The 23,773-nt window shown below is 63.9% G+C and carries 24 protein-coding genes; 8 read left to right on the forward strand and 16 right to left on the reverse strand.

Annotated features, from left to right (window positions below; translation table 11 throughout):
* Window positions 1–218 precede the first annotated feature (218 nt).
* The 5 genes from cysB to ACSVIK_RS16325 all read right to left on the reverse strand — a co-directional run bounded on the left by cysB (window position 219) and on the right by ACSVIK_RS16325 (window position 4,242).
* Complete coding sequence (gene cysB / locus ACSVIK_RS16305) at window positions 219–1,193, reverse strand: HTH-type transcriptional regulator CysB (protein WP_277374531.1); 975 nt, start codon at window positions 1,191–1,193, stop codon at window positions 219–221.
* A gap of 126 nt (window positions 1,194–1,319) precedes the next feature.
* The gene (locus ACSVIK_RS16310; protein WP_268177829.1) at window positions 1,320–1,820 is read right to left on the reverse strand and encodes a universal stress protein; all 501 of its coding nucleotides are present in this window, start codon (window positions 1,818–1,820) and stop codon (window positions 1,320–1,322) included.
* A 170-nt stretch (window positions 1,821–1,990) separates the two neighbouring features.
* The gene (locus ACSVIK_RS16315) at window positions 1,991–2,896 is read right to left on the reverse strand and encodes a 5'-nucleotidase (RefSeq protein ID WP_442445303.1); all 906 of its coding nucleotides are present in this window, start codon (window positions 2,894–2,896) and stop codon (window positions 1,991–1,993) included.
* Window positions 2,897–2,899: 3 nt separating this feature from the next.
* Window positions 2,900–3,856: a putative 2-dehydropantoate 2-reductase gene (locus tag ACSVIK_RS16320; protein WP_442445304.1), complete on the reverse strand. Its 957-nt coding sequence runs from the start codon at window positions 3,854–3,856 to the stop codon at window positions 2,900–2,902.
* Window positions 3,856–4,242, reverse strand: coding sequence for a thioredoxin (locus tag ACSVIK_RS16325; RefSeq protein ID WP_442445305.1), 387 nt, complete (start codon window positions 4,240–4,242; stop codon window positions 3,856–3,858). The genes ACSVIK_RS16320 and ACSVIK_RS16325 overlap by 1 nt, the downstream gene beginning before the upstream one ends.
* Here ACSVIK_RS16325 and ACSVIK_RS16330 point away from each other — a divergent pair.
* A complete protein-coding gene (locus tag ACSVIK_RS16330; protein WP_442445306.1) occupies window positions 4,241–4,654 on the forward strand; it encodes a PilZ domain-containing protein in 414 nt (137 codons plus the stop codon). The two genes, ACSVIK_RS16325 and ACSVIK_RS16330, sit on opposite strands and share 2 nt — an antisense overlap.
* A gap of 163 nt (window positions 4,655–4,817) precedes the next feature.
* Window positions 4,818–5,894, forward strand: coding sequence for a 3-deoxy-7-phosphoheptulonate synthase (locus tag ACSVIK_RS16335; protein ID WP_442445307.1), 1,077 nt, complete (start codon window positions 4,818–4,820; stop codon window positions 5,892–5,894).
* Window positions 5,895–5,955: 61 nt separating this feature from the next.
* Here ACSVIK_RS16335 and ACSVIK_RS16340 read toward each other — a convergent pair whose 3' ends face one another.
* Both ACSVIK_RS16340 and ACSVIK_RS16345 read right to left on the reverse strand, forming a co-directional pair.
* A complete protein-coding gene (locus tag ACSVIK_RS16340; RefSeq protein ID WP_442445308.1) occupies window positions 5,956–6,234 on the reverse strand; it encodes a GNAT family N-acetyltransferase in 279 nt (92 codons plus the stop codon).
* A gap of 169 nt (window positions 6,235–6,403) precedes the next feature.
* Entirely contained in the window at window positions 6,404–7,780 is a 1,377-nt protein-coding gene (locus tag ACSVIK_RS16345; RefSeq protein ID WP_442445309.1) for a GntP family permease, read from the reverse strand.
* 282 nt (window positions 7,781–8,062) lie between these two features.
* Between ACSVIK_RS16345 and oprI the strand changes: the two genes are divergently transcribed.
* Window positions 8,063–8,314, forward strand: a complete 252-nt coding sequence (gene oprI / locus ACSVIK_RS16350) for an outer membrane lipoprotei OprI (protein WP_003239826.1) — start codon at window positions 8,063–8,065, stop codon at window positions 8,312–8,314.
* A gap of 356 nt (window positions 8,315–8,670) precedes the next feature.
* On the opposite strand, the gene ACSVIK_RS16355 is transcribed toward oprI, so the two are convergent.
* From ACSVIK_RS16355 to ACSVIK_RS16365, 3 genes are all read right to left on the reverse strand, one after another.
* Entirely contained in the window at window positions 8,671–9,630 is a 960-nt protein-coding gene (locus ACSVIK_RS16355) for a L,D-transpeptidase family protein (protein WP_277374527.1), read from the reverse strand.
* Window positions 9,631–9,701: 71 nt separating this feature from the next.
* Window positions 9,702–9,983, reverse strand: a complete 282-nt coding sequence (locus ACSVIK_RS16360) for a hypothetical protein (RefSeq protein ID WP_277374526.1) — start codon at window positions 9,981–9,983, stop codon at window positions 9,702–9,704.
* A 200-nt stretch (window positions 9,984–10,183) separates the two neighbouring features.
* Complete coding sequence (locus ACSVIK_RS16365) at window positions 10,184–10,789, reverse strand: arylesterase (protein WP_442445310.1); 606 nt, start codon at window positions 10,787–10,789, stop codon at window positions 10,184–10,186.
* Between the two features lie 10 nt (window positions 10,790–10,799).
* Between ACSVIK_RS16365 and ACSVIK_RS16370 the strand changes: the two genes are divergently transcribed.
* Genes ACSVIK_RS16370 through greB form a run of 3 tightly spaced genes read left to right on the forward strand, consistent with a single transcriptional unit; the run spans window position 10,800 to window position 14,536 of the window.
* Entirely contained in the window at window positions 10,800–11,483 is a 684-nt protein-coding gene (locus tag ACSVIK_RS16370; protein WP_442445311.1) for an ABC transporter ATP-binding protein, read from the forward strand.
* Window positions 11,483–13,987, forward strand: coding sequence for an ABC transporter permease (locus tag ACSVIK_RS16375; RefSeq protein WP_442445312.1), 2,505 nt, complete (start codon window positions 11,483–11,485; stop codon window positions 13,985–13,987). Before ACSVIK_RS16370 ends, ACSVIK_RS16375 begins: the two co-directional genes overlap by 1 nt.
* A gap of 51 nt (window positions 13,988–14,038) precedes the next feature.
* A complete protein-coding gene (gene greB / locus ACSVIK_RS16380; RefSeq protein WP_442445313.1) occupies window positions 14,039–14,536 on the forward strand; it encodes a transcription elongation factor GreB in 498 nt (165 codons plus the stop codon).
* Between the two features lie 117 nt (window positions 14,537–14,653).
* Here greB and ACSVIK_RS16385 read toward each other — a convergent pair whose 3' ends face one another.
* A complete protein-coding gene (locus ACSVIK_RS16385; RefSeq protein ID WP_442445314.1) occupies window positions 14,654–14,962 on the reverse strand; it encodes a class I SAM-dependent methyltransferase in 309 nt (102 codons plus the stop codon).
* 485 nt (window positions 14,963–15,447) lie between these two features.
* Here ACSVIK_RS16385 and ACSVIK_RS16390 point away from each other — a divergent pair, with 485 nt between their 5' ends.
* The gene (locus ACSVIK_RS16390) at window positions 15,448–16,410 is read left to right on the forward strand and encodes a triacylglycerol lipase (protein WP_442445315.1); all 963 of its coding nucleotides are present in this window, start codon (window positions 15,448–15,450) and stop codon (window positions 16,408–16,410) included.
* A gap of 61 nt (window positions 16,411–16,471) precedes the next feature.
* Window positions 16,472–17,509, forward strand: coding sequence for a lipase secretion chaperone (locus ACSVIK_RS16395; RefSeq protein ID WP_442445316.1), 1,038 nt, complete (start codon window positions 16,472–16,474; stop codon window positions 17,507–17,509).
* Between the two features lie 124 nt (window positions 17,510–17,633).
* Here ACSVIK_RS16395 and ACSVIK_RS16400 read toward each other — a convergent pair whose 3' ends face one another.
* From ACSVIK_RS16400 to ACSVIK_RS16420, 5 genes are all read right to left on the reverse strand, one after another.
* A complete protein-coding gene (locus ACSVIK_RS16400; RefSeq protein WP_442445317.1) occupies window positions 17,634–18,761 on the reverse strand; it encodes an acyl-CoA dehydrogenase family protein in 1,128 nt (375 codons plus the stop codon).
* A 148-nt stretch (window positions 18,762–18,909) separates the two neighbouring features.
* Window positions 18,910–20,100 carry an acetyl-CoA C-acyltransferase gene (locus ACSVIK_RS16405; RefSeq protein WP_442445318.1) on the reverse strand — a complete coding sequence of 397 codons (1,191 nt, stop codon included), beginning with the start codon at window positions 20,098–20,100 and terminating at the stop codon, window positions 18,910–18,912.
* Window positions 20,101–20,178: 78 nt separating this feature from the next.
* Window positions 20,179–20,946, reverse strand: a complete 768-nt coding sequence (locus ACSVIK_RS16410) for a 3-hydroxyacyl-CoA dehydrogenase (protein WP_442445319.1) — start codon at window positions 20,944–20,946, stop codon at window positions 20,179–20,181.
* Window positions 20,947–20,962: 16 nt separating this feature from the next.
* The gene (locus ACSVIK_RS16415) at window positions 20,963–22,594 is read right to left on the reverse strand and encodes an AMP-binding protein (RefSeq protein WP_442445320.1); all 1,632 of its coding nucleotides are present in this window, start codon (window positions 22,592–22,594) and stop codon (window positions 20,963–20,965) included.
* Window positions 22,595–22,711: 117 nt separating this feature from the next.
* Window positions 22,712–23,740, reverse strand: coding sequence for an AraC family transcriptional regulator (locus ACSVIK_RS16420; RefSeq protein WP_442445321.1), 1,029 nt, complete (start codon window positions 23,738–23,740; stop codon window positions 22,712–22,714).
* Window positions 23,741–23,773: the final 33 nt, after the last annotated feature.

The following is a 23,773-nucleotide window of genomic DNA, read 5'->3' on the forward strand; positions in this document are numbered from 1 at the left end:
CGAACCCTGGCGTAGCCAGGGCCGGATGAAAGGGCGGAGGTTTTGGTTACTTTTGCCCCAAAAGTGACTCGCCCGGGAGGGCGAAACAAAGAACATCAGCAGAAACGCGGCAATTCGGAACAGGCATAAGAAGAATCAACACACAAACTTGCCAGTCCAGTATCAACCAAGCATTTCCCCAAAAAATGCTAAGAACATTTTTCATGGGTTGCGAACCTTCAGTGCATTGGCAGTTCGACACCCTCGAACAGCTCTTCCAGCTCGGTCTTGTTGTGGCACTGCACGGCCTTGGCCAGCATCTCGCGGGTCAGGTGCGGGGCGAAGCGCTCGATGAAATCGCACATGAACCCACGCAGGAAGGTGCCGCGGCGGAAACCGATCTTGGTCACGCTGGGCTCGAACAAATCGTCGGCATCAAGCACCACCAGATCCGGATCAAGCTTGGGATCGACGGCCATCTTGGCCACGATCCCCACGCCCAGATTGAGACGCACGTAGGTCTTGATCACGTCGGCGTCGGCAGCAGTGAACACCACCTTGGGCGTCAGGCCGCGATGATTGAAGGCCTCGTCCAGCTTGGAACGGCCAGTGAAGCCGAACACGTAGGTGACGATGGGGTGCTCGGCCAAAGCTTCGAGGGTGAGCTTGGGCAACTTCGCCAGCGGGTGGCCCTGCGGCACCACCACACAGCGGTTCCAGCGGTAGCAGGGCATCATGATCAGATCGTTGAACAGCTCCAGGCCCTCGGTGGCGATGGCGAAGTCGACAACGCCATCGGCAGCCATCTCGGCGATCTGGGTCGGCGTACCCTGGTGCATGTGCAGGGATACGTCCGGGTACTGCTTGATGAAGGCGCTGATCACCGGCGGCAAGGCATAGCGCGCCTGGGTATGGGTGGTGGCGATGGACAGCGTGCCCTTCTTCTCGTTGGAAAATTCCTGGGCGATCTGCTTGATGCTCTCGACCTTGCGCAGGATCTCCCCTGCCGTGGTGATGATGCGCTCACCAGCAGGGGTGACACGTGTGAGATGCTTGCCGCTCCGAGCGAAAACCTCCACTCCCAGCTCATCCTCCAGCAGGCGGATCTGCTTGCTGATCCCCGGCTGCGAGGTATACAGACTCTGCGCCGTGGCCGACACGTTGAGATCATGATGCGCGACTTCCCAGATGTAGCGCAGTTGCTGAAGCTTCATAGATTTCCCTCAAAGCTGAACGGCCCGCTCGTGATGGCCGGCATTCATATAACCATATTACTGGTTCATGGCCTAAATATAGATTGTTTTTCTGCTTAGAGCCTGAGCACGAAGACGTCAGCTTCCTCAGATTTCGCCATGGGTTCGATGCTGCAACATGGGCACCAGATACACCGGTACCTCCGATAGCTGCAACAACCGTGACGCCGTGCGTCCCAGCGGCACGGCCATTTCCGCACCATGGCTGTGACTGCCTACGACCAGCAAATCCACCCCGAGTTTCTGTGACTCTTCGAGAATCACCGTGGGCGGATCTCCCTGAATCACCCGCACCGCGCGGATCTGATCGAGATCCTGCGCAGCGTCGCCAAGCTCATCGCGAAAGCCTTCGAGCACGCGCTGCTCGATGCTCGACATCACCGTGCCCAGTCCATTGCTGCGCAGCTCCTTGAGCGTGTCGTCATCGAGATAGGTTTGCAGCACGGACTCGGCGAACAAACCCATCGGCTCCACGGCATGCACCACGTACAGATTGGCGTTGAAGCTGCGCGTCAACGCCAGCGCATGTTGCAGCACGTAAGAGGCATAGAGGCCAAGATCGGTGGCGTAAAGTATCGAGCGGATCATGTGCGGCCTCCTTGACTACTCTGACTTGGGCCCATCAATCAGAGTAGCAGCGCAGCGGATAACGCAAGGTTGGCCACGCCATTCAGGACGAATGGCTATAAGTCATCGACGCAAGGGCAAGCCTCGCAAGGGTACGACGCCCTCGAGGAAAGGCCAGCTCGCACAGACACTCAGGGAATTGGTTCATTGCTCACGCCATGGGGCACGTGCCCCGTCGCCACCACCTGCCGCGCGGCCTCGCAGTGTCCCGTCTGGTCATCGAAGAACACGTCGGCGGCAAAGGCCTCCAGCACCGCGGACTTGTCCAGGCCACCGAGGAAGAAGGACTCATCGAGGCGGATGTTCCACTCACGCAGGGTGCGAATCACCCGCTCATGTGCCGGGGCCGAGCGGGCCGTAACCAAGGCCGTGCGAATCGGGCAGGCATCTTCGGGGAAGGCCTGCTGCAGACGGTGCAGCGCCGCGAGAAAGGGCTTGAACGGGCCGCCCGGCAAGGCCTGTCGGGCGGCGTCACGCTCATGGTTCTGGAACGCGTGCAGCCCACCACTCTGATAGACCCGTTCGGAGTCGTCGGAAAACAACACGGCATCGCCATCGAAGGCGATGCGCAGCTCATTGCTCGCTGCGCGCCGCGAACCACCGGACAGCAGCGTTGCCGCCCCGAAGCCGGCCTTGAGGGCACTGCGCACGTCATCGGCATGGGTGGAGAGAAACAGATGGCAACCGAACGCCGCCAGGTAGGGGTCGGGGCTGCGCCCACCGACGAAGGCGGCGCGGGAGATACCCAAGCCATAGTGCTGAATCGAATTGAAGGCACGCAGGCCGGTATCGGCACTGTTGCGCGACACCAGGATCACCTCGACGCGCTGCTCGCTGAGCCGAGCATTGAGCCCCAGCAACTTCTCCACCAGAGGGAAGGCATCGCCGGGCATCAGCACTTCGTCCTCGTGCTCGATCTGGTAACGCCGGTAGGCTTCGACGCCTTCGCTTTCATAGATCTGGTGGCTCTCGCTGAGGTCGAACAGCGCCCGCGAGGAGATCGCCAACACCAGCTTGTCGCCCAGACCCTTGCCCATGGCCTATGCCTCCTGCCGCGCCTGCAGGAACTGCAGAGCCTGATACAGTGCGCGCACCTTGGGCATGTCCTGCCCTGCCGCAGCGGCAGCCGCCAGCGGCGTGGCGTAGATGGCCTGGAGTTCGGCCGGGCGGCGCTGGGCGAAATCGTGGTACATGCTCGGCAGATAATCGGGCATGCGCTCGGTGGCCGCCAACAGCTTGTCGGCATAGTTCTCCGGCATGTCGTGACCGAGCGCCTGTGCGGCCTGCACCACCTCGAGCATCATGTCGCGGATCAGCGCACGGCTGCTCGGATTGCCCATCATCGCCTTGGTATCGGCATCGAGCAGTACCGAAAGGCCGTTGTAGGGCACGTTCCACACCAGCTTCTGCCAACGGGTCTGTTCCAGTTTGGCCATGGTCTGCGAATCCAGGCCCGCCTTGCGAAACAGTTCCGCGCCGTCGTCCACCAAGCTACGCCGAGCCTCGTCATCCTCGGCTGGGCCACTGTGGTAGGCCAGGTTGATGGCGCCCAGGGCCTGATGCTCGATCACCCCTGGCGCACTGCGGTGAACGCAGATGTAGCACAGGCCACCGAGCAGATGCAGGCCGTCGTCCAGCAAGGGACGCAGCGCCGTCTCCACGCCCAGGCCGTTCTGCAGCAGCACGACGCGCGCACCCGGCGCTGCTGCCTGGTTGATCAGCGGTGCCAGCTCGGCGTTGGCCGTGGTCTTGGCGCCCACCAGCAGCCAGTCACAGGCCGGCATGTCCTCGGCATGGCGATAGGCCTGCACCGGCTGCAGATGCAGCGCACCATGCACCTGGCTGTTGAGCTGCAGGCCATTGGCAGCCACCGCCGAGTACTCGCTGCGCAGGAGAAAATGCACATCGAAACCAGCACGTGCCAGCAGCAGGCCATAAAAGCCACCAATGGCGCCAGTGCCGATGATGCCGATACGTGGCGCGGGGTTAAGGGTCATCAGGGAAGCTCCTCAGCCGGGCGGCGCAAGGCGTGGCCGACGGCAGTGATCAGTTCGGAAGGCTTGAGAGGCGCCGACAGAGCGCCATGAAATTGACCGTTTCGCACGATGAACAACGCAGGCAGATGAAAGACGTCGTAGCGCGTCACCAAACCGGCATTGTGCCCGGCATCGATCCAGCACAGGCGATCCACCGGAAGGCCCATGCCAGGCAGGCTCTGCCGTGCCCAGCGGCAACTGGCACAGCCCATGCTAGTGAAGATCAGCAGCGATATGCCGTCGAGGTCGAGCAAGCGTCGGTCGGCATCCAGATCGGTCAACTCCAGTTGTGCGGCTATACTGGAGCCACTGATATCACTTTGCCTGCAGTCGAGGTCAGTGCTCATGCGTAAATTTCTGCGTCATCCCAGCGACATGCCGGTGGAACTGGTTCTGCGCAGGCAAGCCAATATCCCGCGACAAAGGTTGCACAATATCAGTCTCGGCGGGGTGGCGTGCAACTCGAGTCGCGCCTTTCGCCGCGGCACCGCAATAGAGATGCGCATTCCACTGCTGGGCGAACAGGCCCGTTACCCAGGCGTCGTCGCCTGGTGCCGGCGTCAGGCCGACGACTACCTGGTCGGCATTGCCTTCACCGATGAAGACACCCTGTTTCGCGCACGCATGGTCGAACAGGTGTGTCAGATCCAGCACTACCGGCAACAGCTCGAACGGCACCAGGGCGCCCCCGTCTCCATCGAACACTGCGCGCAGGAATGGATCGCCCAGCATGCCGCCGCCTTTCCGCAATTGTCCTGAAGAGCCCGTCTATCGACTTCATTGGCCCGTCGCCCATTGTCGCGCCGCGCCTTACGCGCTAAGGTTCGGCTCCCCCTGCTTGAACTGGCCGTGTCTACCATACCAGGGGAACGCTGGCGGCCTGCACCCGTGACCCGACGACCCTGACCTGATGACAAGCACGATGGCTGATTTACCGATCAACGACCTCAACGTCGCCTCCAATGAAACGCTGATCACCCCGGATCAGCTCAAGCGCGAAATTCCCCTGACCGATGCAGCACAACAGACCGTCGCCAACGGTCGCCAGGTGGTGCGTGACATCCTTGACGGCAGCGATCACCGTCTGTTCGTCGTGGTCGGCCCCTGCTCCATCCATGACATCAAGGCCGCGCATGAATATGCCGAACGCCTTAAGGTGCTGGCTGCCGAGGTTTCCGACACCCTGTTCCTGGTGATGCGCGTGTACTTCGAGAAGCCGCGCACCACCGTGGGCTGGAAAGGCCTGATCAACGACCCCTACCTCGACGACTCGTTCAAGATTCAGGATGGCCTGCACATCGGTCGCAAGCTGCTGCTCGATCTCGCCGAGATGGGTCTGCCCACCGCCACCGAAGCGCTCGACCCGATCTCTCCGCAATACCTGCAGGATCTGATCAGCTGGTCGGCCATCGGCGCCCGCACCACCGAATCGCAGACCCACCGCGAGATGGCCTCCGGCCTGTCTTCGGCCGTCGGCTTCAAGAACGGCACCGATGGCGGCCTGACCGTGGCCATCAACGCCCTGCAATCGGTATCCAGCCCGCACCGTTTCCTCGGCATCAACCCCCAGGGTGGCGTCTCCATCGTCACCACCAAGGGCAACGCCTATGGCCATGTGGTGCTGCGCGGCGGCAACGGCAAGCCCAACTATGACTCGGTCAGCGTTGCCATTTGCGAGCAGGAACTGACCAAGGCCGGCATCCGCCCGAACATCATGGTCGACTGCAGCCACGCCAACTCCAACAAGGATGCGGCCCTGCAACCGCTGGTGATGGAGAACGTCGCCAACCAGATCCTCGAAGGCAACAACTCCATCGTTGGTCTGATGGTGGAAAGCCACCTGGGCTGGGGCAACCAGTCGATTCCGAAGAACCTCTGCGACCTCAAGTACGGTGTATCCATCACCGACGCCTGCATCGACTGGGACACCACCGAGAATGCATTGCGCAGCATGCATGCCAAACTCAAGGATGTACTGCCCAAGCGCCAGCGTAGCTGAGCGCTTGATGGGCAAACGAAAACGCCGGGCATTGCCCGGCGTTTTTCTGTGCCCTGCACGCTCAGCTCATCTGATGGCGCTGGCGACGCTCCAGGTAGCGCTCGACGTAGGAGCAGGACGGGATGACGGTATAGCCCCGGTTTTCGGCATAGCGCAGGGCGTGCTCGGTCAGGGCTGCGGCGATGCCACGGCCGCGCAGGGAGTTGGGCACGAAGGTACGGTAGATATCCAGCGTCTGCTTGCCCAGATCCATGTAGGCCAGGTAGGCGCGATCACCGTCGACGGTGGTCACGAACTGATGACTGGCCTCGTCGTGATGAATGGATAACGCTTCGCTCATATCAACTCCTCTGTCCGTCGTACGCTTTCTCCGAAGCGCCTCGGTGCAGCGGCAACCTTCTGCTACTCGACGGCCAGCGGCCGGAAATGCCTGAAACCTGCCCTGCAACAATCTGCAATCCTTGCAGCTTAGCAGGGCACGTGGGTAACAGTCATGCGTAATCAACCACTTACACAAGGCTCAAGACGGCGATGCAGGCCAGGCAGGCGACCACAGGAATCAGCACGGTGATGACGAAGATATCCTTGTAGGCCTGCTTGTGGGTCAGGCCCATGATCATCAGCAGGGCGATGACCGCGCCGCAATGCGGCAACGAATCGAGCCCACCGGCGGCGATATTGGCGATACGGTGCAATACCTCCGGCTCGATGCCCATTTCCAGATAACGCGGCGCCAGCGTCTGCATGAAGATCTGCAGGCCACCTGATGACGAACCGACGATACCCGACACCACGCTGACCGAGGCGAATACCGAAAGCAACGGCGGCAGCTCGACCGAGACGATCCACTGAGCGAACTGGGCGAAACCCGGCGTCTGCGTTACCACCCCACCGAAACCGATCACAGCCGCGGTGTTGAGCAGCGGCATGATTGCATCATCCGCGCCCTGACCCAGCGTCAGCAGCAGGTTGCGGCGCAACGCCGGGAACATCAGAATCGCCAGGCTGGTAGCCAGCACCAACGCCAGACTGGGCCAGAGGATCGGTTGCGCCTGACTGAACGCCAGCAGCCCGCCGAGCATCCCCTCACCCGCCACGGCCATACCGGACAGCGCCAAAAGACGCGGCAGCAATATGATGCCCAGCACAGCGACGATCGGCATCACCGCCATTCCCCAGTGCGGCCCGCTGTCGGGGGCGCCAGCCAGTTGCGCCATGCGCTCGTCCTGGGCATTGGCCTCGAAGCCCTCGCCACGCTCACGGGCCAGGCGCCACTCACGCTGCAGATAGGCCATGCCCAGCCCGATCATCAGCAGGCTCGCCAGCAGGCCGATCCAGGCGCCGGCGAACAGATCAGTGCCCAGAGCGCTGGCGGCGATGACGTTGTGGATCGAGGGCGAGCCCGGCAGCGCGGTCATGGTGAAGCTGCCCGCACCAAGGGCAATGGCGCCACAGAACAGGCGCTTGGGCAGATTGGCCTCGCGCATCAGGGAAATGCCCAGGGGATACATGGTGAAGATCACCACGAACACCACCACACCGCCGTAGGTCAGTACTGCGCAGACCAGCATCGCCACCCACAGCGTACGCTGGGTGCCCAGGCCACGCGTAATCGCCTGGGCAATGCTGCTGGCCGCCTGGCTGGCAGCCATCACCTTGCCGAAGATGGCGCCACAGAGAAACAGCACGAAGAACTTGCCGGCGAAGGTGAAGGCTCCCAGTGGGCCAAACGGAAAGTACTCCAGCAAGGCCTTGGGCACCTGCACCGCATTGGTCAAGGCTACCAGGATCGCGCACAGCAGCGCAGCGATGAAGATGTTCACCCCACGCAGCGCCATGAAGATCAACAGCGCCAGCCCCACTAACAAGCCCAAGTTACCCAGCATCTTTTAAGCCCCTTATTGTTCTTAGTTGGATTACGCTGGCCTTACGACATCGCCGACCTAACCTACTGCACCCTCATTAAGTCGAGCCAGCGGCTTTTTGTTTGTTTTTTGTACAAACCACTGCTGCGGCGCGTGCGGCGTCACTCGGAGAGTGAAAAAAAGATGTCACTCTTGCCTTCACTCAGTTTACTTACTGGAACTAACAGGTAGTATGTACGCCGGCTAATTTCCCAAAGTAGGGAAATTGCTTTTTATGGAAAACTCCACCTCAAGGGGAACACGATGAACAACGTTCTGAAATTCTCTGCTCTGGCTCTGGCCGCTGTTCTGGCTACTGGCTGCAGCAGCATGTCCAAAGAAACCGAAGCTCGTCTGACTGCTACCGAAGACGCTGCTGCTCGCGCTCAAGCCCGTGCCGATGAAGCCTACCGCAAGGCCGATGAAGCTCTGGCTGCTGCTCAGAAGGCTCAGCAGACCGCTGACGAAGCCAACGAGCGCGCTCTGCGCATGCTGGAAAAAGCTAGCCGCAAGTAATAGCGACGGGCTTTTCAAGAAGCCGATCCGGGCAACCGGGTCGGCTTTTTTGTTGCCTGCCATCCCTGGCGGCAACCCTTCGGGCCGTCGCAAGCGACGTCAAAAATTGCTCCCGGCAATTTTTTGTTGCCTGCCCCACCTTGGTGACACCCTTCGAGCCGTCGCAAGCGACGTCAAAAATTGCTCCCGGCAATTTTTTGTTGCCTGCCTCGCCTTGGAGACACCCTTCTGGCCGTCGCAAGCGACGTCAAAAATTGCTCCCGGCAATTTTTTGTTGCCTGCCCATCAATGCCCAATCAGTGGGCAATAAAAAACCCGCCGATGCGAACATGGGCGGGCTTTTCGGGGCACCAGGCTCAGAACGACGGCTGTTCGCTGCTGGCAACCGTGCCGCCACTGGCCTGGGCAATGACCACCGGCAGGCCATCTTCGGCCGCCACGACTTCACGCACGCTGTCCCAGTCCAGGCGCAAGCCGGTGAGATCGTCACGTTTGAGCAACGCGTTGATCACTGCAGTGTGCTTGTCCACCACCGAGGGCTCGCCTTTTTCGTTCAGCGGGGCGTGCGCTTCCAGGTACACCTTGCCGCCACTGAGGCCGAACTTGTAGGGCTCGTTGATGATACGCACCGGCGTATTTACCGGCGCCATCGCCGCCAGCTCCAGGACGTTGTGGTTGAACATGCGGAAACAGCCATGGCTGACTTGCATACCGATACCGAACTTCTTGTTCGAGCCGTGGATCAGGTAACCAGGGAAAGACAGAGACATCTTGTAGGGGCCCAGCGGGTTGTCCGGCCCCGGCGGCACCACGGTTGGCAGCGGATCGCCGTCTGCCGCATGCTCCTCACGGATCGACTTGGGTGGGTACCAGGCCGGGTTTGGCGTCTTGGCGGTGATACGCCCGGTGCCGAGCGGCGAGCCCCATCCCTCACGACCGATGCCGAGCGGGAAGGTGTACACCACGTTCTTGTCTTTCGGGTAGTAGTACAGACGGTACTCGGCGAGGTTGATCACGATCCCCTCACGCGGGCCAGGTGGCAGTATGAAGCGAGTCGGCAGGACGACTTCCTTGCCCTCGCCCGGCAACCAGGGGTCGACGCCCGGGTTGGCCGCGACCATTTCCAGATAACCCAGGTTGTTGGCCTTGCCCAGATCCGCGAAGGTGTCTTCGTACTTGGCCTTGACCACCTGCACCTGACCGACGATGTCCTCACCAGGAGGAGGCAGGGGAAATTCGAGCGCCTGAACGGCGGTGCTGGAGCACAGAGCCAGCACAGCGAGACAACGGTTGACCGCAGAGAATCGCGACAACATCCGGGAATCCTTGATGGGTTGAAAGTTGAGTGAAGTCGATTGTACACCGCCGCCTGAAGCCTAGGCAGTCATCAGCCATCCGCCCAGTTGGAGCACAGGCCCTGACGCTGCGCCTGCAGCACCGCCAGACAATCCGGGCAGAGGCGCCGATCGCGCAACGACTCGCTTTGCATGGCTCGCCAACGGGGTTGCGCGGGCAGCAGTCCACCGCACAGGGTGCGGTCGGCATGGCCGCCCAGGCGCAACTGCCGAGCCACCAGGTGCAGACGCACTTCGCGACAGGCGAACAGATCGAGCTGCTCGTCCGGCTCAATGAGCTGGTAGGCATGAATGGACCAGGCAGGACGCGGCATCTGGAGCTCCGGGGCGGGGTCGCCACATTAGCCGAAAGGCTTTTGCGGGAAAAGCCTTTAGCAGGCCGTTGAAAAACGTAGGCGAGGTAGGCAAGACAAGGCGAAAACGGCCGAAAAAGCGCAGTTTACGTATTGTAAATGAGCATTTTGAGGCTGTTTTTAACGCAGTATTGCCAACGTAGGTAGTTTTTCAACGCCCGCTAGAGCAGCGGCTCGAGCGCCGGCCAGGCATTATCGAGCAGCACTGGCTGAGCGGCGATATTGGGATGAATGCCATCGGCCTGCATCATCCCCGGCACACCACCCACGCCCTCGAGGAAGAAGGGCACCAGCGCGACCCGCTGCGCCTGCGCCACATCAGCGAACACCTTGGCGAAGGCCGTGGTGTAGCGAACGCCATAATTAGGAGGCAGCTTCATCCCCAAAATCAGTACCTTGGCCCCAGCCTGCTGCGACTGCTCGACCATCGACGCAAGATTCTGTTGCAATTGCGCAGGAGGCAGGCCACGCAGGCCGTCATTGCCGCCCAGTTCGATGATCACCACCTGCGGGCGATGCTCGGCAAGCAGCGCCGGCAGGCGCGCCAGGCCGCCTGCGCTGGTATCGCCACTGATCGAGGCATTGACCACCCGATGGTCGAAACCCTCGTCCGAGAGGCGTTTTTCCAGCAACGCCACCCACCCCTGGCGGCTATCCAGGCCAAAAGCGGCGCTGATACTATCGCCGACCACAAGCAGGGTGCCTGCAACCGCCCCCTGGGCCCAGAACAGCAGGGCCAAGGCACCACTCAGCCACCATGCACGCATTGGAATCTCCATGACTTCGAGCATTCTCGCTGCGCGGAACCTTAGCAAAGTGGTCAGCAGCGCGGAAGGCGAGCTGACCATCCTCCATGATCTCGACCTGAACCTGGAAAAGGGCGACAGCCTGGCCATCGTCGGCAGCTCCGGCTCTGGCAAATCCACCCTGCTCGGCCTGCTCGCCGGGCTCGACCTGCCCAGCGCCGGCAGCGTGTTGCTGGCCGGCCAGGATCTCAGCCAGCTCGACGAGGATCAGCGCGCCCGCCTGCGTGCCGAGCACGTCGGCTTCGTGTTCCAGTCCTTCCAGTTGCTCGACAGCCTCAATGCGCTGGAAAACGTCATGCTGCCGATGGAGCTCGAAGGCCACGCCGATGCCCGCCAGCGTGCCCGCGCCCTGCTCGAACGAGTCGGCCTGGGCCAGCGCCTGTCGCATTACCCGCGCCAGTTGTCCGGTGGCGAGCAGCAGCGCGTGGCCATCGCCCGTGCCTTCGCCGCCGACCCGGACGTGCTGTTCGCCGACGAACCCACTGGCAACCTCGACACCCAAACTGGAGAACGCATCAGCGACCTGCTGTTCACGCTCAATCAGGAGCGTGGTACCACCCTGGTGCTGGTCACCCATGACGAGCGCCTGGCTCATCGCTGCCAGCGCCTGATCCGCCTCGAGGCGGGCCACCTGATCGACCAGGTACAGCCCTGATGGCGCGCCTGCCCTTCGCCCGCCTGCTGGTGTTGGCCAGCCGCCAGTTGTGGCGCGAGGCCCGCTCCGGCGAGTTGCGCGTGCTGTTCTTCGCCTTGCTGGTGGCTGTGGCGGCCAGTAGCGCCATCGGCTATTTCAGTGCACGGCTGAACGACGCCATGCTCCTGCGCGCCAGCGAGTTCCTCGCCGCCGACCTGCGACTGAGCAGCAGCACGCCGGCCAAGGAAGAACAGATCGAGGCAGGCAAACGCCTTGGCCTGCAGCACTCGCACCTGGTCGAGTTCTCCAGCGTGGTGGCCGCTGGCGATGGCATTCAGCTTGCCAGCATCAAGGCAGCCGACGCGGCCTACCCCCTGCGCGGCGAGCTGCGCAGTGCCGCCGCCCCCTATCAGACGGAGCGCCCCGGTCAGTTTCCCGCCCCCGGCGAAGCCTGGGCCGAAGCGCGTCTGATGGTGGCCCTGGGCGTCGCCGTGGGTGACGAGATCGAAATTGGCGCCAAGCGCCTGCGCCTGAGCCGGGTGCTGACCTACGACCCGGCCAACGCCGGCGACTTTTATAGCCTCACGCCGAGAGTGCTGATCAACCTCGCCGACCTGGCCGCTACCGAAGTGGTGCAACCGGGCAGCCGCGTGACCTACCGAGAACTCTGGCGCGGCGACAGCCAGGCCCTGGCAGCCTACCGGCAAGCCGTGGAACCCGGCCTGCAACCCAACCAGCGCCTGGAGGATGCCCGCGACGGCAATCGCCAGGTGGGCGGTGCTCTGGGCCGCGCCGAGCGCTATCTGAATCTGGCCAGCCTGGCCGCCGTGCTGCTCGCTGGGGTTGCCGTGGCCCTGTCGGCCTCACGCTTTGCCAGCCGCCGCTTCGATGCCAGCGCCCTGTTGCGCTGCCTGGGGCTGTCGCGCGGTGAAGCCCTTGGCCTGTTCAGCCTGCAACTGGCCCTGCTGGGGCTGCTGGCCTGCCTGCTCGGCGCCCTGATCGGCTGGTTCGGCCAGTATGTGCTGTTCCACCTGCTGCGCGGCCTGGTGCCGGATGATCTGCCGCCAGCCGGCATCTGGCCGGCGCTGGCGGGCATGGCTACCGGTCTGGTGGCGCTGGCGGGCTTCGCCCTGCCGCCACTGGCCGCGCTGGGCCGGGTGCCACCACTGCGCGTGCTGCGTCGCGACGTGCTGCCCGTGCCGGCCAGCTCCTGGCTGATCTACGGCGCAGCTTTGCTGGCGCTGGGCCTGATCATGTGGCGCCTGAGCCTGGATCTGCGCCTGACCCTGGCCCTGCTCGGCGGCGGCCTGATCACCACACTGCTGCTCGGTGGCTTGCTGCTCGCCGGCCTGCAGAGCCTGCGTCGCCTGCTGCAACGCTCCGCCCTGCCCTGGCGCCTGGGCCTGGGCCAGTTGCTGCGCCATCCGCTGGCGGCAGCCGGGCAGGCCTTGGCCTTCGGCCTGATCCTGCTGGCCATGGCACTGATCGCCCTGCTGCGTGGCGAACTGCTCGACACCTGGCAGGAACAGTTGCCTGCCGACGCCCCCAATCATTTCGCCCTCAATGTGCTGCCAGCCGAGCGCGATGCCTTCGCCGCGCGCCTAGCCCAACTATCGCCCCACCCGGCGCCGCTGTACCCGGTGGTACCGGGCCGCCTGGTGGCGATCAACGACGAGCCGGTCAGGCAGATCGTCAGCAAGGACAGCCGTGGCGAGCGCGCCGTGCAGCGCGATCTGAGCCTGACCTGGGCCGAGCAGTTGCCAAGCAGCAACCGCATCAGCAGCGGCCAGTGGTGGTCGTCTGAAAGTCACGCTGAACTGCCAGGCGTATCGGTGGAAGCCGAACTGGCCGCAAGCCTGAAACTCAAGCTGGGTGACCGCCTGCGCTTCAACGTCGGCGGCATCGAGCGCGAAGCCCAGGTCAGCAGCCTGCGCGAGGTGGACTGGGACAGCTTCCAGCCCAACTTCTACATGATCTTCGAGCCGCAGACCCTGCAGGATCTGCCGGCCACCTACCTCACCAGCTTCTACCTGCCGCCCGGCCATGACGCTGACCTGGTCGGCCTCAGCCGCGCTTTCCCCAGCGTCACCCTGCTGCAGGTCGATGCCGTGCTGGGACAACTGCGCAGCATCCTCGCCCAGGTCACCCTGGCCATCGAATACGTGCTGCTGTTCGTCCTGGCTGCCGGCGTCACCGTGTTGCTCGCGGGCCTGCAATCCACACTCGACGAGCGCATCCGCCAGGGCGCCCTGTTGCGTGCCCTGGGCGCCGAGCGGCGCCTGCTGATGCGGGCCCGAAGGGCCGAGTTCGGCCTGCTCGGCGCAGCGGCTGGCCTGCTGGCGGCACTGGGCTGCGAACTGGTGAGTCTGTTGCTGTACCGCTATGCCTTCGACATCGCCTGGCAACCACACCCCTGGTTGTTGCTGCTGCCTGTGATCGGCGCCTTGCTGGTAGGTAGCGCCGGTGTGCTGGGCACGCGCCGTGCGCTGAATGCCAGCCCACTAAGTGTGTTGCGCGAAGGTTAAGCCGGATGAAGGGGTTTGCTAGACTGGCGCCCCCTCAGCCCAAGAGTCGCCATGAGCCGTTATCGCCCACCCCGCCCTGCCGGCACCCCACTGATCACCCCAGAAGGTGAAGCCCGCCTGCGCGCCGAACTGCACGAGCTATGGCACGTGCGTCGCCCCCAGGTGACCCAGGCGGTCAGCGAGGCCGCCGCACAAGGGGATCGCTCGGAGAACGCCGAGTACACCTACGGCAAGAAGATGCTGCGCGAGATCGACAGCCGCGTGCGCTTTCTCAGCAAGCGCCTGGAAAAGCTCAAGGTGGTCAGCGAACGGCCATCGGATCCCAACAAGGTCTACTTCGGCGCCTGGGTCACCATCGAGGACGAAGACGGCGAACAATCGCGCTACCGCATCGTCGGCCCGGACGAGCTGGATCTGAAGCAGGGGCTGATCAGCATCGACTCACCGCTGGCCCGCGCCCTGGTCGGCAAACCCCTGGATGCCGAAGTGCGGGTGCACACGCCCACCGGCGAGAAGACCTGCTATATCGTCGAGATCGACTATCCCTAGACTCCAGGAGCGAGCCCGGTTCGCGAACTTCCCACCCTGTAGGAGCGAGCTCTGCTCGCGAAGCTTCATGAGCGCCAATGTTCGCGAGCAGAGCTCGCTCCTACACCTAGGGCAGGATCAGCGCCGGGTAATCAGCCCCTGACGCGCCACCCTGACCAGCTCGGCGATGGTCGCGTCCCGCTGTTCGGCGGTGGGCGCCTGCACCACGGCCAGGTCGAAGCTGTCACGCGCAAAGCGTGCCAGCGATTCGTCGCTCTGCACGAACTGGATGCGAAAGGCATGTGGCCCGCGCCAGCGCTTGGGCCAGCCTTCGAGATAGCGCAGCAGCGTCGGCTGATGGCTACCGCCAAGGAGAATGCGTGGATTGCGCAGCGGCAGGCCCGAGGTGATGGGAGCCAGGCGAATATGCAATTGGGGACAGGTCATGGTCGAGTCTCCGCCTCTTCTTCCCGCTGGGCAGCGGTGAGAGGCGACACCGAACCAGCGCTTTAGCGGAATTTCAGGCGTCTCGCGACTCCCTCTGGCGCCCCGCAAGTAGCTGTTTAAATCGGCGCAGAGCGGCATCCTAGAGAAGCCACATGGCAGCGTCAAGATGACAGCCGAAACACCAATCGCCGCCAATGCAGCCAACCTTCGATTGGCTCACCCCTTGCGAAGCCCCCTACAGCCTTCAAGTGGTTCCCAGCCCCCTACACGCCTTGTCAGGTGCGGCGTTTCTGGGTGTAACAAGAAGATGTCTGCACGATCGTCACAACTAACCCGCCAATACCGACAAACCCGCTAAAGCCGGCCATTCCCCGGCGATGCCGTGATGATGGCACGCTTCCTGCGATGTCATTGTCAGCATGGAACGCCACGAATCAGCACGGGATGTGCTTGCAAAGTGCCCCCAATTCAATACGAGAGCACCCATGAACAAGAACAAGACCCTGCTCGCCCTCTGCCTCGGTGCCGGCCTGTTGACCTGCGCTCAGACGCAGGCTGCCTGGTTCGGCGCCTCTGGCTCCACCGGCTATACCCAGACCCGCTACCCCATCGTCCTCGGTCACGGCATGCTCGGTTTCGACGATATCTACGGCGTCGATTACTGGTATGGCATTCCTGATGCCCTGCGTCGCGACGGCGCCAGCGTCTACGTCACCGAAGTCAGCCAGCTCGATACCTCCGAAGCCCGTGGCGAGCAATTGCTGCAACAGGTCGAGGAAATCGTCGCCATCAGCGGCAAACCCAAGGTCAACCTGATCGGCCATAGCCATGGTGGCCCCACCACCCGCTACGTCGCCGCTGTTCGCCCGGATCTGGTCGCCTCGGTCACCAGCGTTGGCGCTCCACACAAGGGCTCGGCTGCAGCCGACTTCCTCAAGGATCTAAGCGAAAGCCCTATCGGCCCTGCCGGCACCCCGATCCTGGTAGGCATATTCAACGGCCTCGGCGCGATGATCAACTACCTCTCTGGCGGCCCCAGCGACAGGGAGCAGAACGCCCTGGGTTCGCTGGAGTCGCTCAACAGCGAAGGCGCAGCACGCTTCAACGCCAAGTACCCGCAAGGTCTGCCCACCACGGCCTGTGGCGAAGGCGCCTATAGCGTCAATGGCATTCGCTACTACTCCTGGAGCGGTACCAGCCCGCTGACCAACCCGCTCGACCCCAGTGACCTGCTGCTCGGTGCCACCGCGCTGACCTTCAAGGGTGAGGACAACGATGGCCTGGTTGGGCGCTGCAGCTCGCACATGGGCCAGGTGATCCGCGACAACTACCGGATGAACCATCTCGACGAGGTCAACCAGACCATGGGCCTGACCAGCCTGTTCGAGACCAATCCGGTGACCGTCTACCGTCAGCACGCCAACCGTCTGAAGAACGCCGGGCTGTAATCCCCCCACGAGGGCCAGTCAGCACGGCTGGCTGGCCCTTTTTGCTGTTCAGGACGCTTTCGTGAAAAAACTCGCTCTGCTGCTTCCCCTGCTGTTCGCCGCCAGCCTGGCCCTGATGCTCTATCTGCAACCTGCGGCCGATACCGAGCATGAAGCCGTCGCCAAGCCTGTCACTGCCCAGGTGACACCGCCGGACGACAGTGCTCCCATCACCGGCAACGCCCCCACGCCCACTCAAGCGAGCACCAGCCAGGCCAGCAAGCTGAACCTGCCGCGCTCGTTCGTCGGCACCGAAGTCGATGGCAATCTGCGGGTGGACGCCGCCGGCAACCTGATCATCAGCGAAGATATCCGCCGTCTGTTCGACTACTTCCTCGCCAGCATTGGCGAAGAAAGCCTGGCTGCCAGCGTCGGGCGTCTACGTACCTATATCGATAGCCAGCTCGCCGAACCAGCGCGCTCGCGGGCTCAGACCCTGCTCGATCAGTACCTCGACTACAAACGCGAACTGGTCTTGCTCGAACGTGACCTGCCACAACTGCCCAACATCGACGCCCTGCGCCAGCGTGAAAGTGCCGTGCAGGCCCTGCGCGCGCGCCTGTTCGATGCCGAGACGCACCAGGCCTTCTTCGCCAACGAGGAGGGTTACAACCGTTTCACCCTGGAGCGCCTGGCCATCCGTCAGGACCCGAACCTGAGTGACGAAGCCAAGGGCGAGGCCATCGACCGCCTGCGCGCCAGCTTGCCAGCGGAGCTGCAGGAGGCCGTGCTGCCCGAACTGCAACAGGAACTGCGCCAGCACACCGCACGCCTGCAGGCCGAAGGTGCCAGTGCCGCACAGATCCGCCAGATGCGCCAGCAACTGGTGGGTGCCGAGGCCACCGCACGCCTGGAGGCGCTCGATCAGCGCCGGCAGCAATGGCAGAAGCGCGTGGACGACTACCTGGCCGCCAAGGCACGCATCGAGAACAACCAAGGCCTCAGCGCCAGCGACCGTACTGCAGCCATCGATGCGCTGGCCGCCGAGCGTTTCGACGAGCACGAACGCCTGCGCCTGCAAGCCGTCGAGCAGCTAGCCAAATCGCGCAAGGAAGGCTGATGAAGCAAGTGTCCTGGGCAAGCCCCGGGGCTTGACCACGACGCAATCCGCGCCCCTCTCCCACTTGTGGGAGAGAGCTGCTGGCCCTCGACAACGGTGCCAATTCCGGTGCGCACAGCGCACCCTACAAGCCGCGTGCGATCACCATGCGCTGCACGTCGCTGGTGCCTTCGTAGATCTGGCATACGCGCACGTCGCGGTAGATACGCTCGACCGGAAAGTCCTTGAGATAACCGTAGCCTCCCAGGGTCTGGATCGCCGCCGAACAGACCCGTTCGGCCATCTCCGAAGCGAACAGCTTGGCCATCGAGGCTTCGCTCAAGCAAGGCTGGCCCGCCTCGCGCAGGCTGGCGGCGTGGTGCACCATCTGCCGCGCCACGGCGATCTGCGTGGCCATGTCGGCCAGACGAAACGCCACCGCCTGATGCTCGATGATCGGCTTGCCGAAGGTCACCCGCTCATGGGCGTAGTCACGCGCCGCCTCGAACGCCGCTCGCGCCATGCCCACCGCCTGTGCGGCGATGCCGATACGCCCGCCTTCCAGGTTGGCCAGGGCGATGCGATAGCCCTCACCCTCCTCACCGAGGCGCAGGTCGACCGGGATGCGTACATCATCGAGCAGGATCTGGCAGGTGTCGGAGGCATGCTGGCCAAGCTTGTCCTCCACCCGCACCACCGAGAACCCCGGCGTGTCGGTCGGTACGATAAAGGCACTGATGCCCTTCTTGCCCGCCTGCGGGTCGGTGACCGCGAAGACGATGACCATGCCGGCGTGATTGCCGGACGTAATGAACTGCTTGGCACCATTGAGCACGTAGTAGTCGCCATCGCGCCGGGCACGGCTGCGCAGATCGCTGGCATCGGAGCCAGCTTGCGGCTCGGTAAGCGCGAAAGCACCGAGCATGCTGCCCTCGGCCAGCGGACGGAGAAAGCGCTGTTTCTGCTCCTCGCTGCCGTATTTGAGGATCGGCATGCAGCCCACCGAGTTGTGCACGCTCATGATGGTGGAACAGGCGCCATCGCCAGCGGCGATCTCCTCAAGGGCCATGGCGTAGGCCAGGTGCCCGGTCTCGGCACCGCCCCACTGCTCGGGCACCAGCATGCCCATGAAACCCAGTTGGCCCATTTCGGCGACGGCCTCGGCGGGGAAACGATGCTCGCGATCCCAGTCGGCGGCGAAGGGTTTCAGCCGCTCCTGGGCGAACTGGCGAGCCATATCGCGGATCAGGGTTTCTTCTTCTGTGGGCAGCATGGCTGGCTCCGGTGGTGCGAGTTAATCACTGTGGGAGGCGCTTCAGCGGCGACGGTCGCGGCTGAAGCCTCTCAAGGCGTAGGGTGCTCCATGCGCACCACTGGTTGGCGGAAACACTCGGTGCGCACAGAGCACCCTAGGGGTCGAGTCAATACAACTCGATGGCCACGGCAGTGGCTTCACCGCCGCCGATGCACACGGAGGCCACGCCTCGCTTGAGCCCGCGCTGCTGCAGCGCCGCCAGCAGGGTGACCACAATGCGCGCGCCGGACGCGCCGATGGGGTGGCCCAGGGCGCAGGCGCCGCCATGTACGTTGAGTTTGCCGTGGTCGATGCCCAACTCGCGCACGGCTACCATCGGCACTACGGCGAAGGCCTCGTTGATCTCGAACAGATCGACCGTATCCAGGGCCCACTCGGTACGCGCCAGCAAGCGCTGGATCGCTGCGACTGGCGCAGTGGTGAACAGATTGGGCGCATGCGCGTAACCGGCATGGCCGACGATGCGCGCCAGCGGCGCAAGGCCGCGTTGCTGCGCCTGAGACAGGCGCATCAGCAGCAGCGCGGCGGCGCCATCGGAAATGGAGCTGGCATTGGCCGCCGTCACCGTACCGCCCTCACGGAACGCTGGCTTGAGGCCGGGAATCTTGTCTGGCCGCGCCTTGGGCGGCTGCTCGTCGCTCTCCACCAGGCGTCGCTCACGCCCCTGCGGCGCCTCCACGGCGACGATCTCGCTGGCGAAATTGCCTTGCTCGATAGCCTGCTGGGCGCGGCGCAGCGACTCCAGGGCATAGGCGTCCTGCTCCTCGCGGCTGAAGCGATACTGCTGCGCGCAATCCTCAGCGAAGGTGCCCATCAGCCGACCGTGCTCGTAGGCGTCCTCCAGGCCGTCGAGGAACATATGGTCGAGTACCTGACCATGGCCCATGCGATAGCCGCTGCGGGCGCGCGCCAGCAGATAGGGCGCATTGGACATGCTCTCCATACCGCCTGCCACCAGCACATCGGCACTGCCAGCGAGCAACTGGTCATGGCCGAGCATCAGCGCCTGCATGCCGGAGCCGCACATCTTGTTCAGCGTGGTGCACTGCACCGCCTGGCTCAGGCCCGCCCCCAAGGCGGCCTGACGCGCCGGGGCCTGGCCCTGGCCAGCCTGCAGTACGCAGCCCATCAGCACCGTATCCACCGCCTCGGCGGCGAGGCCGGCGCGCTCCAGAGTCGCGCGAATCGCCGCTGCGCCCAGTTCAGCCGCAGTAAGGCCGGCCAGATCACCGAGAAAGCCGCCCATGGGGGTACGAACGGCGCTGACAATGACGACGGGGTCGAGTTGCTGATTCATGAGTTCACCTGCAGATCCTGTAGCCCGGATGCAATCCGGGAATGTATGGGGGTTCCCCGGATTGCATCCGGGCTACCGTTACTTGGCCGCCATGCGCAGCGCGCCATCGAGGCGGATCACCTCGCCATTGAGCATGGCGTTCTCGACGATATGCCGCACCAACGCTGCGTACTCGTCGGGCCGACCCAGGCGCGGCGGGAACGGTACGTTGGCCGCCAGCGAGTCGCGCACCTCCTGCGGCATGCCCGCCATCATCGGCGTCTCGAATACGCCGGGAGCAATGCACATCACACGTATGCCCGAGCGCGCCAGATCGCGCGCCGCCGGCAATGTCAGTGCGGCCACTCCGCCCTTGGACGCGGCATAGGCCACCTGCCCCATTTGACCGTCGAACGCCGCCACCGAGGCGGTATTGATAATGACCCCGCGCTCGCCGCCCGCGTTCGGCGTGTTCTGCGCCATGGCCGCGGCAGCCAGGCGCAGCAGGTTGAAGCTGCCGATCAGATTGACCTCGACGGTGCGCCGAAAGCTATCCAGGCCATGGGCGCCATTACGCCCCAGCACCTTCTCGGCCGGCGCGATACCGGCGCAATTGACCAGCCCGTGCAGCGCGCCAAAGGCCTCCAGCGCCTGCGCCACAGCTACCTGGCCATCTTCTTCGCGGGTGATATCGGCGCGCACGAAGCGCGCGGCATCGCCCAGTTCGGCAATGGCCTGCTGACCCGCCTGCTCGTTGATATCCAGCAGCAGCACCTTAGCGCCCTGCCCGACCAACTCACGGGCCGTGGCCAGCCCAAGACCAGAGGCGCCACCGCTGATCAGGAATACGCTGTGTTCGATGTGCATGATGAAAATTCCTCGATCAGTGACTGGCAGCCGCCTGGGCCTTGGCAATTTCCTGGTTACGCAGGAGGAAGCGCTGGATCTTGCCACTCGGGGTCTTGGGCAGTTCGCTGACGAACTCGATCTCGCGCGGGTAGGCATGGGCCGACAGGCGCTTGCGCACATACTGCTGCAGGGCCTCGGCCAGTGCATCGTCGGCTGCATCGTCGGCTGCATGGCCGGCGTGCAGGACGACGAAGGCCTTGACCCGCTCGGTACGCTCCGGGTCGGGCTTGCCGATCACCGCTGCTTCGATCACCGCCGGGTGCTCGATCAGCGCGCTCTCCACGTCGAAAGGGCCGACGCGGTAGCCGGAAGTGGTGATCACATCATCGGCGCGACCGACGAAACTGATGCTGCCGTCCTCGTTGAGCTCCACCGTATCGCCGCTGAGGTAGTAGTCACCGACGAAGGCTTTGGTCGCCATGCCGCGATAGCCAGGGAACCAGAACAGCGGCGAGCGCGCCATGTCCAGGGCGAGGATGCCGGGCTGGCCAGGCGGCAGTTCGCGCTGCTGCTCGTCCAGCACCACCACGCGATGGCCAGGCATGGCATAACCCGCCGCGCCCAGGCGTACCGGGTGCTGCAAGGCATGGTGGTTGCACAGCACCATGCCCAGCTCGGTCTGCCCGTAATGATCGTGAATAGTGCAACCCAGCCCTTCGGCGAACCAGCGGATCACTTCCGGCGTCAGCGGCTCGCCAGCGCTGCTCACCGCACGCAGTCGGCCCTTGATGGTCGCCTCCACCTCGTCACGCGCGGCCAGCAGCAGGCGGAAGGCCGTGGGTGAGCCGGCCAGGTTGGTGATGCCGTGCTCACGGATCACCCGGCAGGTGCTCTCGACGCTGAACGCCCCCTCGTAGAAGGTGGTGGTGTGCCCCAGCGCCAGAGGGCCGGTGACGGCGTAGTACAGCCCGTAGGCCCAGCCAGGATCAGCCAGGTTCCAGAAGCGATCCTCGGCGCGCAGCCCCACTGCCTCGCGCATATAGCTGACGAAGGCGACCATGGCCTTGAGCGGCACCTGCAGCGGCTTGGCCAGACCCGTGGTGCCGGAGGTGAACATCAGCAGGAAGGGATCGTCCGCCTGCCGCATCACCGGCTCGAAGCGATCCGCCTGACGCTCCAGCTCGGCCCAGAAATCCTCACCCACCGTCAGCATAGGCGGCGCCTGCTCCACCTCATCGAGCTTGCCCCGGTTGAGCACGTCGGTAACCACCAGCTTCGAGCCAGCCGTATGCACCCGATGTTCGATGGCCTTGGGGCCGAAGGCGGTGAACAGCGGCTGGTAGATGGCGCCGGCGCGCCAGGTGCCGAGAATGGTGATCAGCAGCTCCGGAGTACGCGGCAGAATGCCCGAAACGCAATCGCCAGCGCCGATGCCCCGGCTGGCCAGCAGATTGGCGAAGCGCGCCGAAGCGGCCTGCAACTGCTCGAACGTCCAGGTGGCGCGCTCGCCATTGCGCCCCTCCCAGACCAGCGCCGTGCGGCCAGCGCCGACATGGCGGTCGCAGCATTCGACACAGGCGTTGAGGGCATCGAGACGGCCGACCAGGGTGTTGGCGACGGCCGCCGCGAAATCGAAATCGCGGGCAGCGGTGAAGTAATCGCGCATCGGGGTGATCTCCCGGATTGTTCTTATTGGATGCCGCGATGGTTACCCCAGGCGTGCTGGTGGGCAATGTCGAAAGGTCTCAATCTGCCTGAGCGGAAATGACAACAAGGCCGCCGCTCAGGGGCTCTCGGGATGGATCAAGGCGCGATACTGCCCCGGCGTCGAGCCCGTCCACTTCTTGAAGGCCTTGTAGAAGGCGCTGGTATCGGCGAAACCCAGTTCGCAGGCCAGCTCAGAGAGATTGCTCTCGTCATTGTCCAGGCTGGCAATGGCCAGATCACGCCGCACCTGATCCTTGAGCCCCTGATAGGACTGCCCCTGCAGCGACAGCTTGCGCCGCAAGGTCGAGGGCGCCATATGGAAAGACCCGGCCAGCGCCTCCACGTCCGGCCACTGCTCGGGCGGCAGGCTGCGCAGGTGGGCCTTTATCCGTGCGCCCAGGCTTTGCGGGTCGCGATAGCGCACCAGGATGTTGCCCGGCGCCCCGGCGAGAAAGCGCTTGAGGTCATGCGGGCTGCGCCGGATCGGCACCTGCAGGCTGTCGGCATTGAACAGCAGGCGGCTCTGCCCGCGCGCAAACTGCAGGTTACGGGTGAACATCACCTGATAGTCCTCGATGTAATCCGGCTGCGGGCAACGCAACTGGATGCCCAGCACGTCGATGCGCCGCCCGGCCAGCCAGCAGCTCAGGCCGTGGATGATCAGCCACAGAGTGAAATAACCGAAGGCGCGGCAACTCTGCCCAGGTGACTCGTCAATGACGATGGCGGCCAGGCCATCGCGCACTTCCAGCCTCGGGCTGAAGTCATCGAAGACCAGATGCAGAAAGCGCAGCGCCCCTTGCAAGGCAGCGCCCAGAGTCGGCTCCTTCGCCGCTGCGCGGGCCATGAAGGCGAAACTGCCCACCTTCATGCGCCGTGGGTTCATGCCAAAGAACTCATCGTCCATCTGTCGGGCGATGGCCAGCCAGAGCTGGGCATAGGCCTCGGACGACACCCGCCCTTCGGGTTGCGCCAGCAGCTCGCCGTCGATCCCGGCCTCGGCCAGCAATGCCGCCTCGTCCGCGCCTTGCCGGCGCAGCTCGCACAGCGCTTCAAGCACCAGGCGTACGGAAATCGTGCCTTTTTCAGCGGACGCACCTGCCATGAGTTCCCTTGTTCGTGGCTGCCGACAAGAGCC

Origin of the sequence: Pseudomonas sp. NCHU5216, assembly GCF_052156495.1 — a bacterium.
In the GTDB taxonomy this organism is placed as follows: Bacteria; Pseudomonadota; Gammaproteobacteria; order Pseudomonadales; family Pseudomonadaceae; genus Aquipseudomonas.

Excerpts from the sequence above, each read along its gene's own strand:
- cysB (WP_277374531.1), bottom strand. The coding sequence starts at position 1,193 with ATGAAGCTTCAGCAACTGCGCTACATCTGGGAAGTCGCGCATCATGAT.
- ACSVIK_RS16310 (WP_268177829.1), bottom strand. The coding sequence starts at position 1,820 with ATGATCCGCTCGATACTTTACGCCACCGATCTTGGCCTCTATGCCTCT.
- ACSVIK_RS16315 (WP_442445303.1), bottom strand. The coding sequence starts at position 2,896 with ATGGGCAAGGGTCTGGGCGACAAGCTGGTGTTGGCGATCTCCTCGCGG.
- ACSVIK_RS16320 (WP_442445304.1), bottom strand. The coding sequence starts at position 3,856 with ATGACCCTTAACCCCGCGCCACGTATCGGCATCATCGGCACTGGCGCC.
- ACSVIK_RS16330 (WP_442445306.1), top strand. The coding sequence starts at position 4,241 with ATGCGTAAATTTCTGCGTCATCCCAGCGACATGCCGGTGGAACTGGTT.
- ACSVIK_RS16325 (WP_442445305.1), bottom strand. The coding sequence starts at position 4,242 with ATGAGCACTGACCTCGACTGCAGGCAAAGTGATATCAGTGGCTCCAGT.
- ACSVIK_RS16335 (WP_442445307.1), top strand. The coding sequence starts at position 4,818 with ATGGCTGATTTACCGATCAACGACCTCAACGTCGCCTCCAATGAAACG.
- ACSVIK_RS16340 (WP_442445308.1), bottom strand. The coding sequence starts at position 6,234 with ATGAGCGAAGCGTTATCCATTCATCACGACGAGGCCAGTCATCAGTTC.
- ACSVIK_RS16345 (WP_442445309.1), bottom strand. The coding sequence starts at position 7,780 with ATGCTGGGTAACTTGGGCTTGTTAGTGGGGCTGGCGCTGTTGATCTTC.
- oprI (WP_003239826.1), top strand. The coding sequence starts at position 8,063 with ATGAACAACGTTCTGAAATTCTCTGCTCTGGCTCTGGCCGCTGTTCTG.
- ACSVIK_RS16355 (WP_277374527.1), bottom strand. The coding sequence starts at position 9,630 with ATGTTGTCGCGATTCTCTGCGGTCAACCGTTGTCTCGCTGTGCTGGCT.
- ACSVIK_RS16360 (WP_277374526.1), bottom strand. The coding sequence starts at position 9,983 with ATGCCGCGTCCTGCCTGGTCCATTCATGCCTACCAGCTCATTGAGCCG.
- ACSVIK_RS16365 (WP_442445310.1), bottom strand. The coding sequence starts at position 10,789 with ATGCGTGCATGGTGGCTGAGTGGTGCCTTGGCCCTGCTGTTCTGGGCC.
- ACSVIK_RS16370 (WP_442445311.1), top strand. The coding sequence starts at position 10,800 with ATGACTTCGAGCATTCTCGCTGCGCGGAACCTTAGCAAAGTGGTCAGC.
- ACSVIK_RS16375 (WP_442445312.1), top strand. The coding sequence starts at position 11,483 with ATGGCGCGCCTGCCCTTCGCCCGCCTGCTGGTGTTGGCCAGCCGCCAG.
- greB (WP_442445313.1), top strand. The coding sequence starts at position 14,039 with ATGAGCCGTTATCGCCCACCCCGCCCTGCCGGCACCCCACTGATCACC.
- ACSVIK_RS16385 (WP_442445314.1), bottom strand. The coding sequence starts at position 14,962 with ATGACCTGTCCCCAATTGCATATTCGCCTGGCTCCCATCACCTCGGGC.
- ACSVIK_RS16390 (WP_442445315.1), top strand. The coding sequence starts at position 15,448 with ATGAACAAGAACAAGACCCTGCTCGCCCTCTGCCTCGGTGCCGGCCTG.
- ACSVIK_RS16400 (WP_442445317.1), bottom strand. The coding sequence starts at position 18,761 with ATGCTGCCCACAGAAGAAGAAACCCTGATCCGCGATATGGCTCGCCAG.
- ACSVIK_RS16405 (WP_442445318.1), bottom strand. The coding sequence starts at position 20,100 with ATGAATCAGCAACTCGACCCCGTCGTCATTGTCAGCGCCGTTCGTACC.
- ACSVIK_RS16410 (WP_442445319.1), bottom strand. The coding sequence starts at position 20,946 with ATGCACATCGAACACAGCGTATTCCTGATCAGCGGTGGCGCCTCTGGT.
- ACSVIK_RS16415 (WP_442445320.1), bottom strand. The coding sequence starts at position 22,594 with ATGCGCGATTACTTCACCGCTGCCCGCGATTTCGATTTCGCGGCGGCC.
- ACSVIK_RS16420 (WP_442445321.1), bottom strand. The coding sequence starts at position 23,740 with ATGGCAGGTGCGTCCGCTGAAAAAGGCACGATTTCCGTACGCCTGGTG.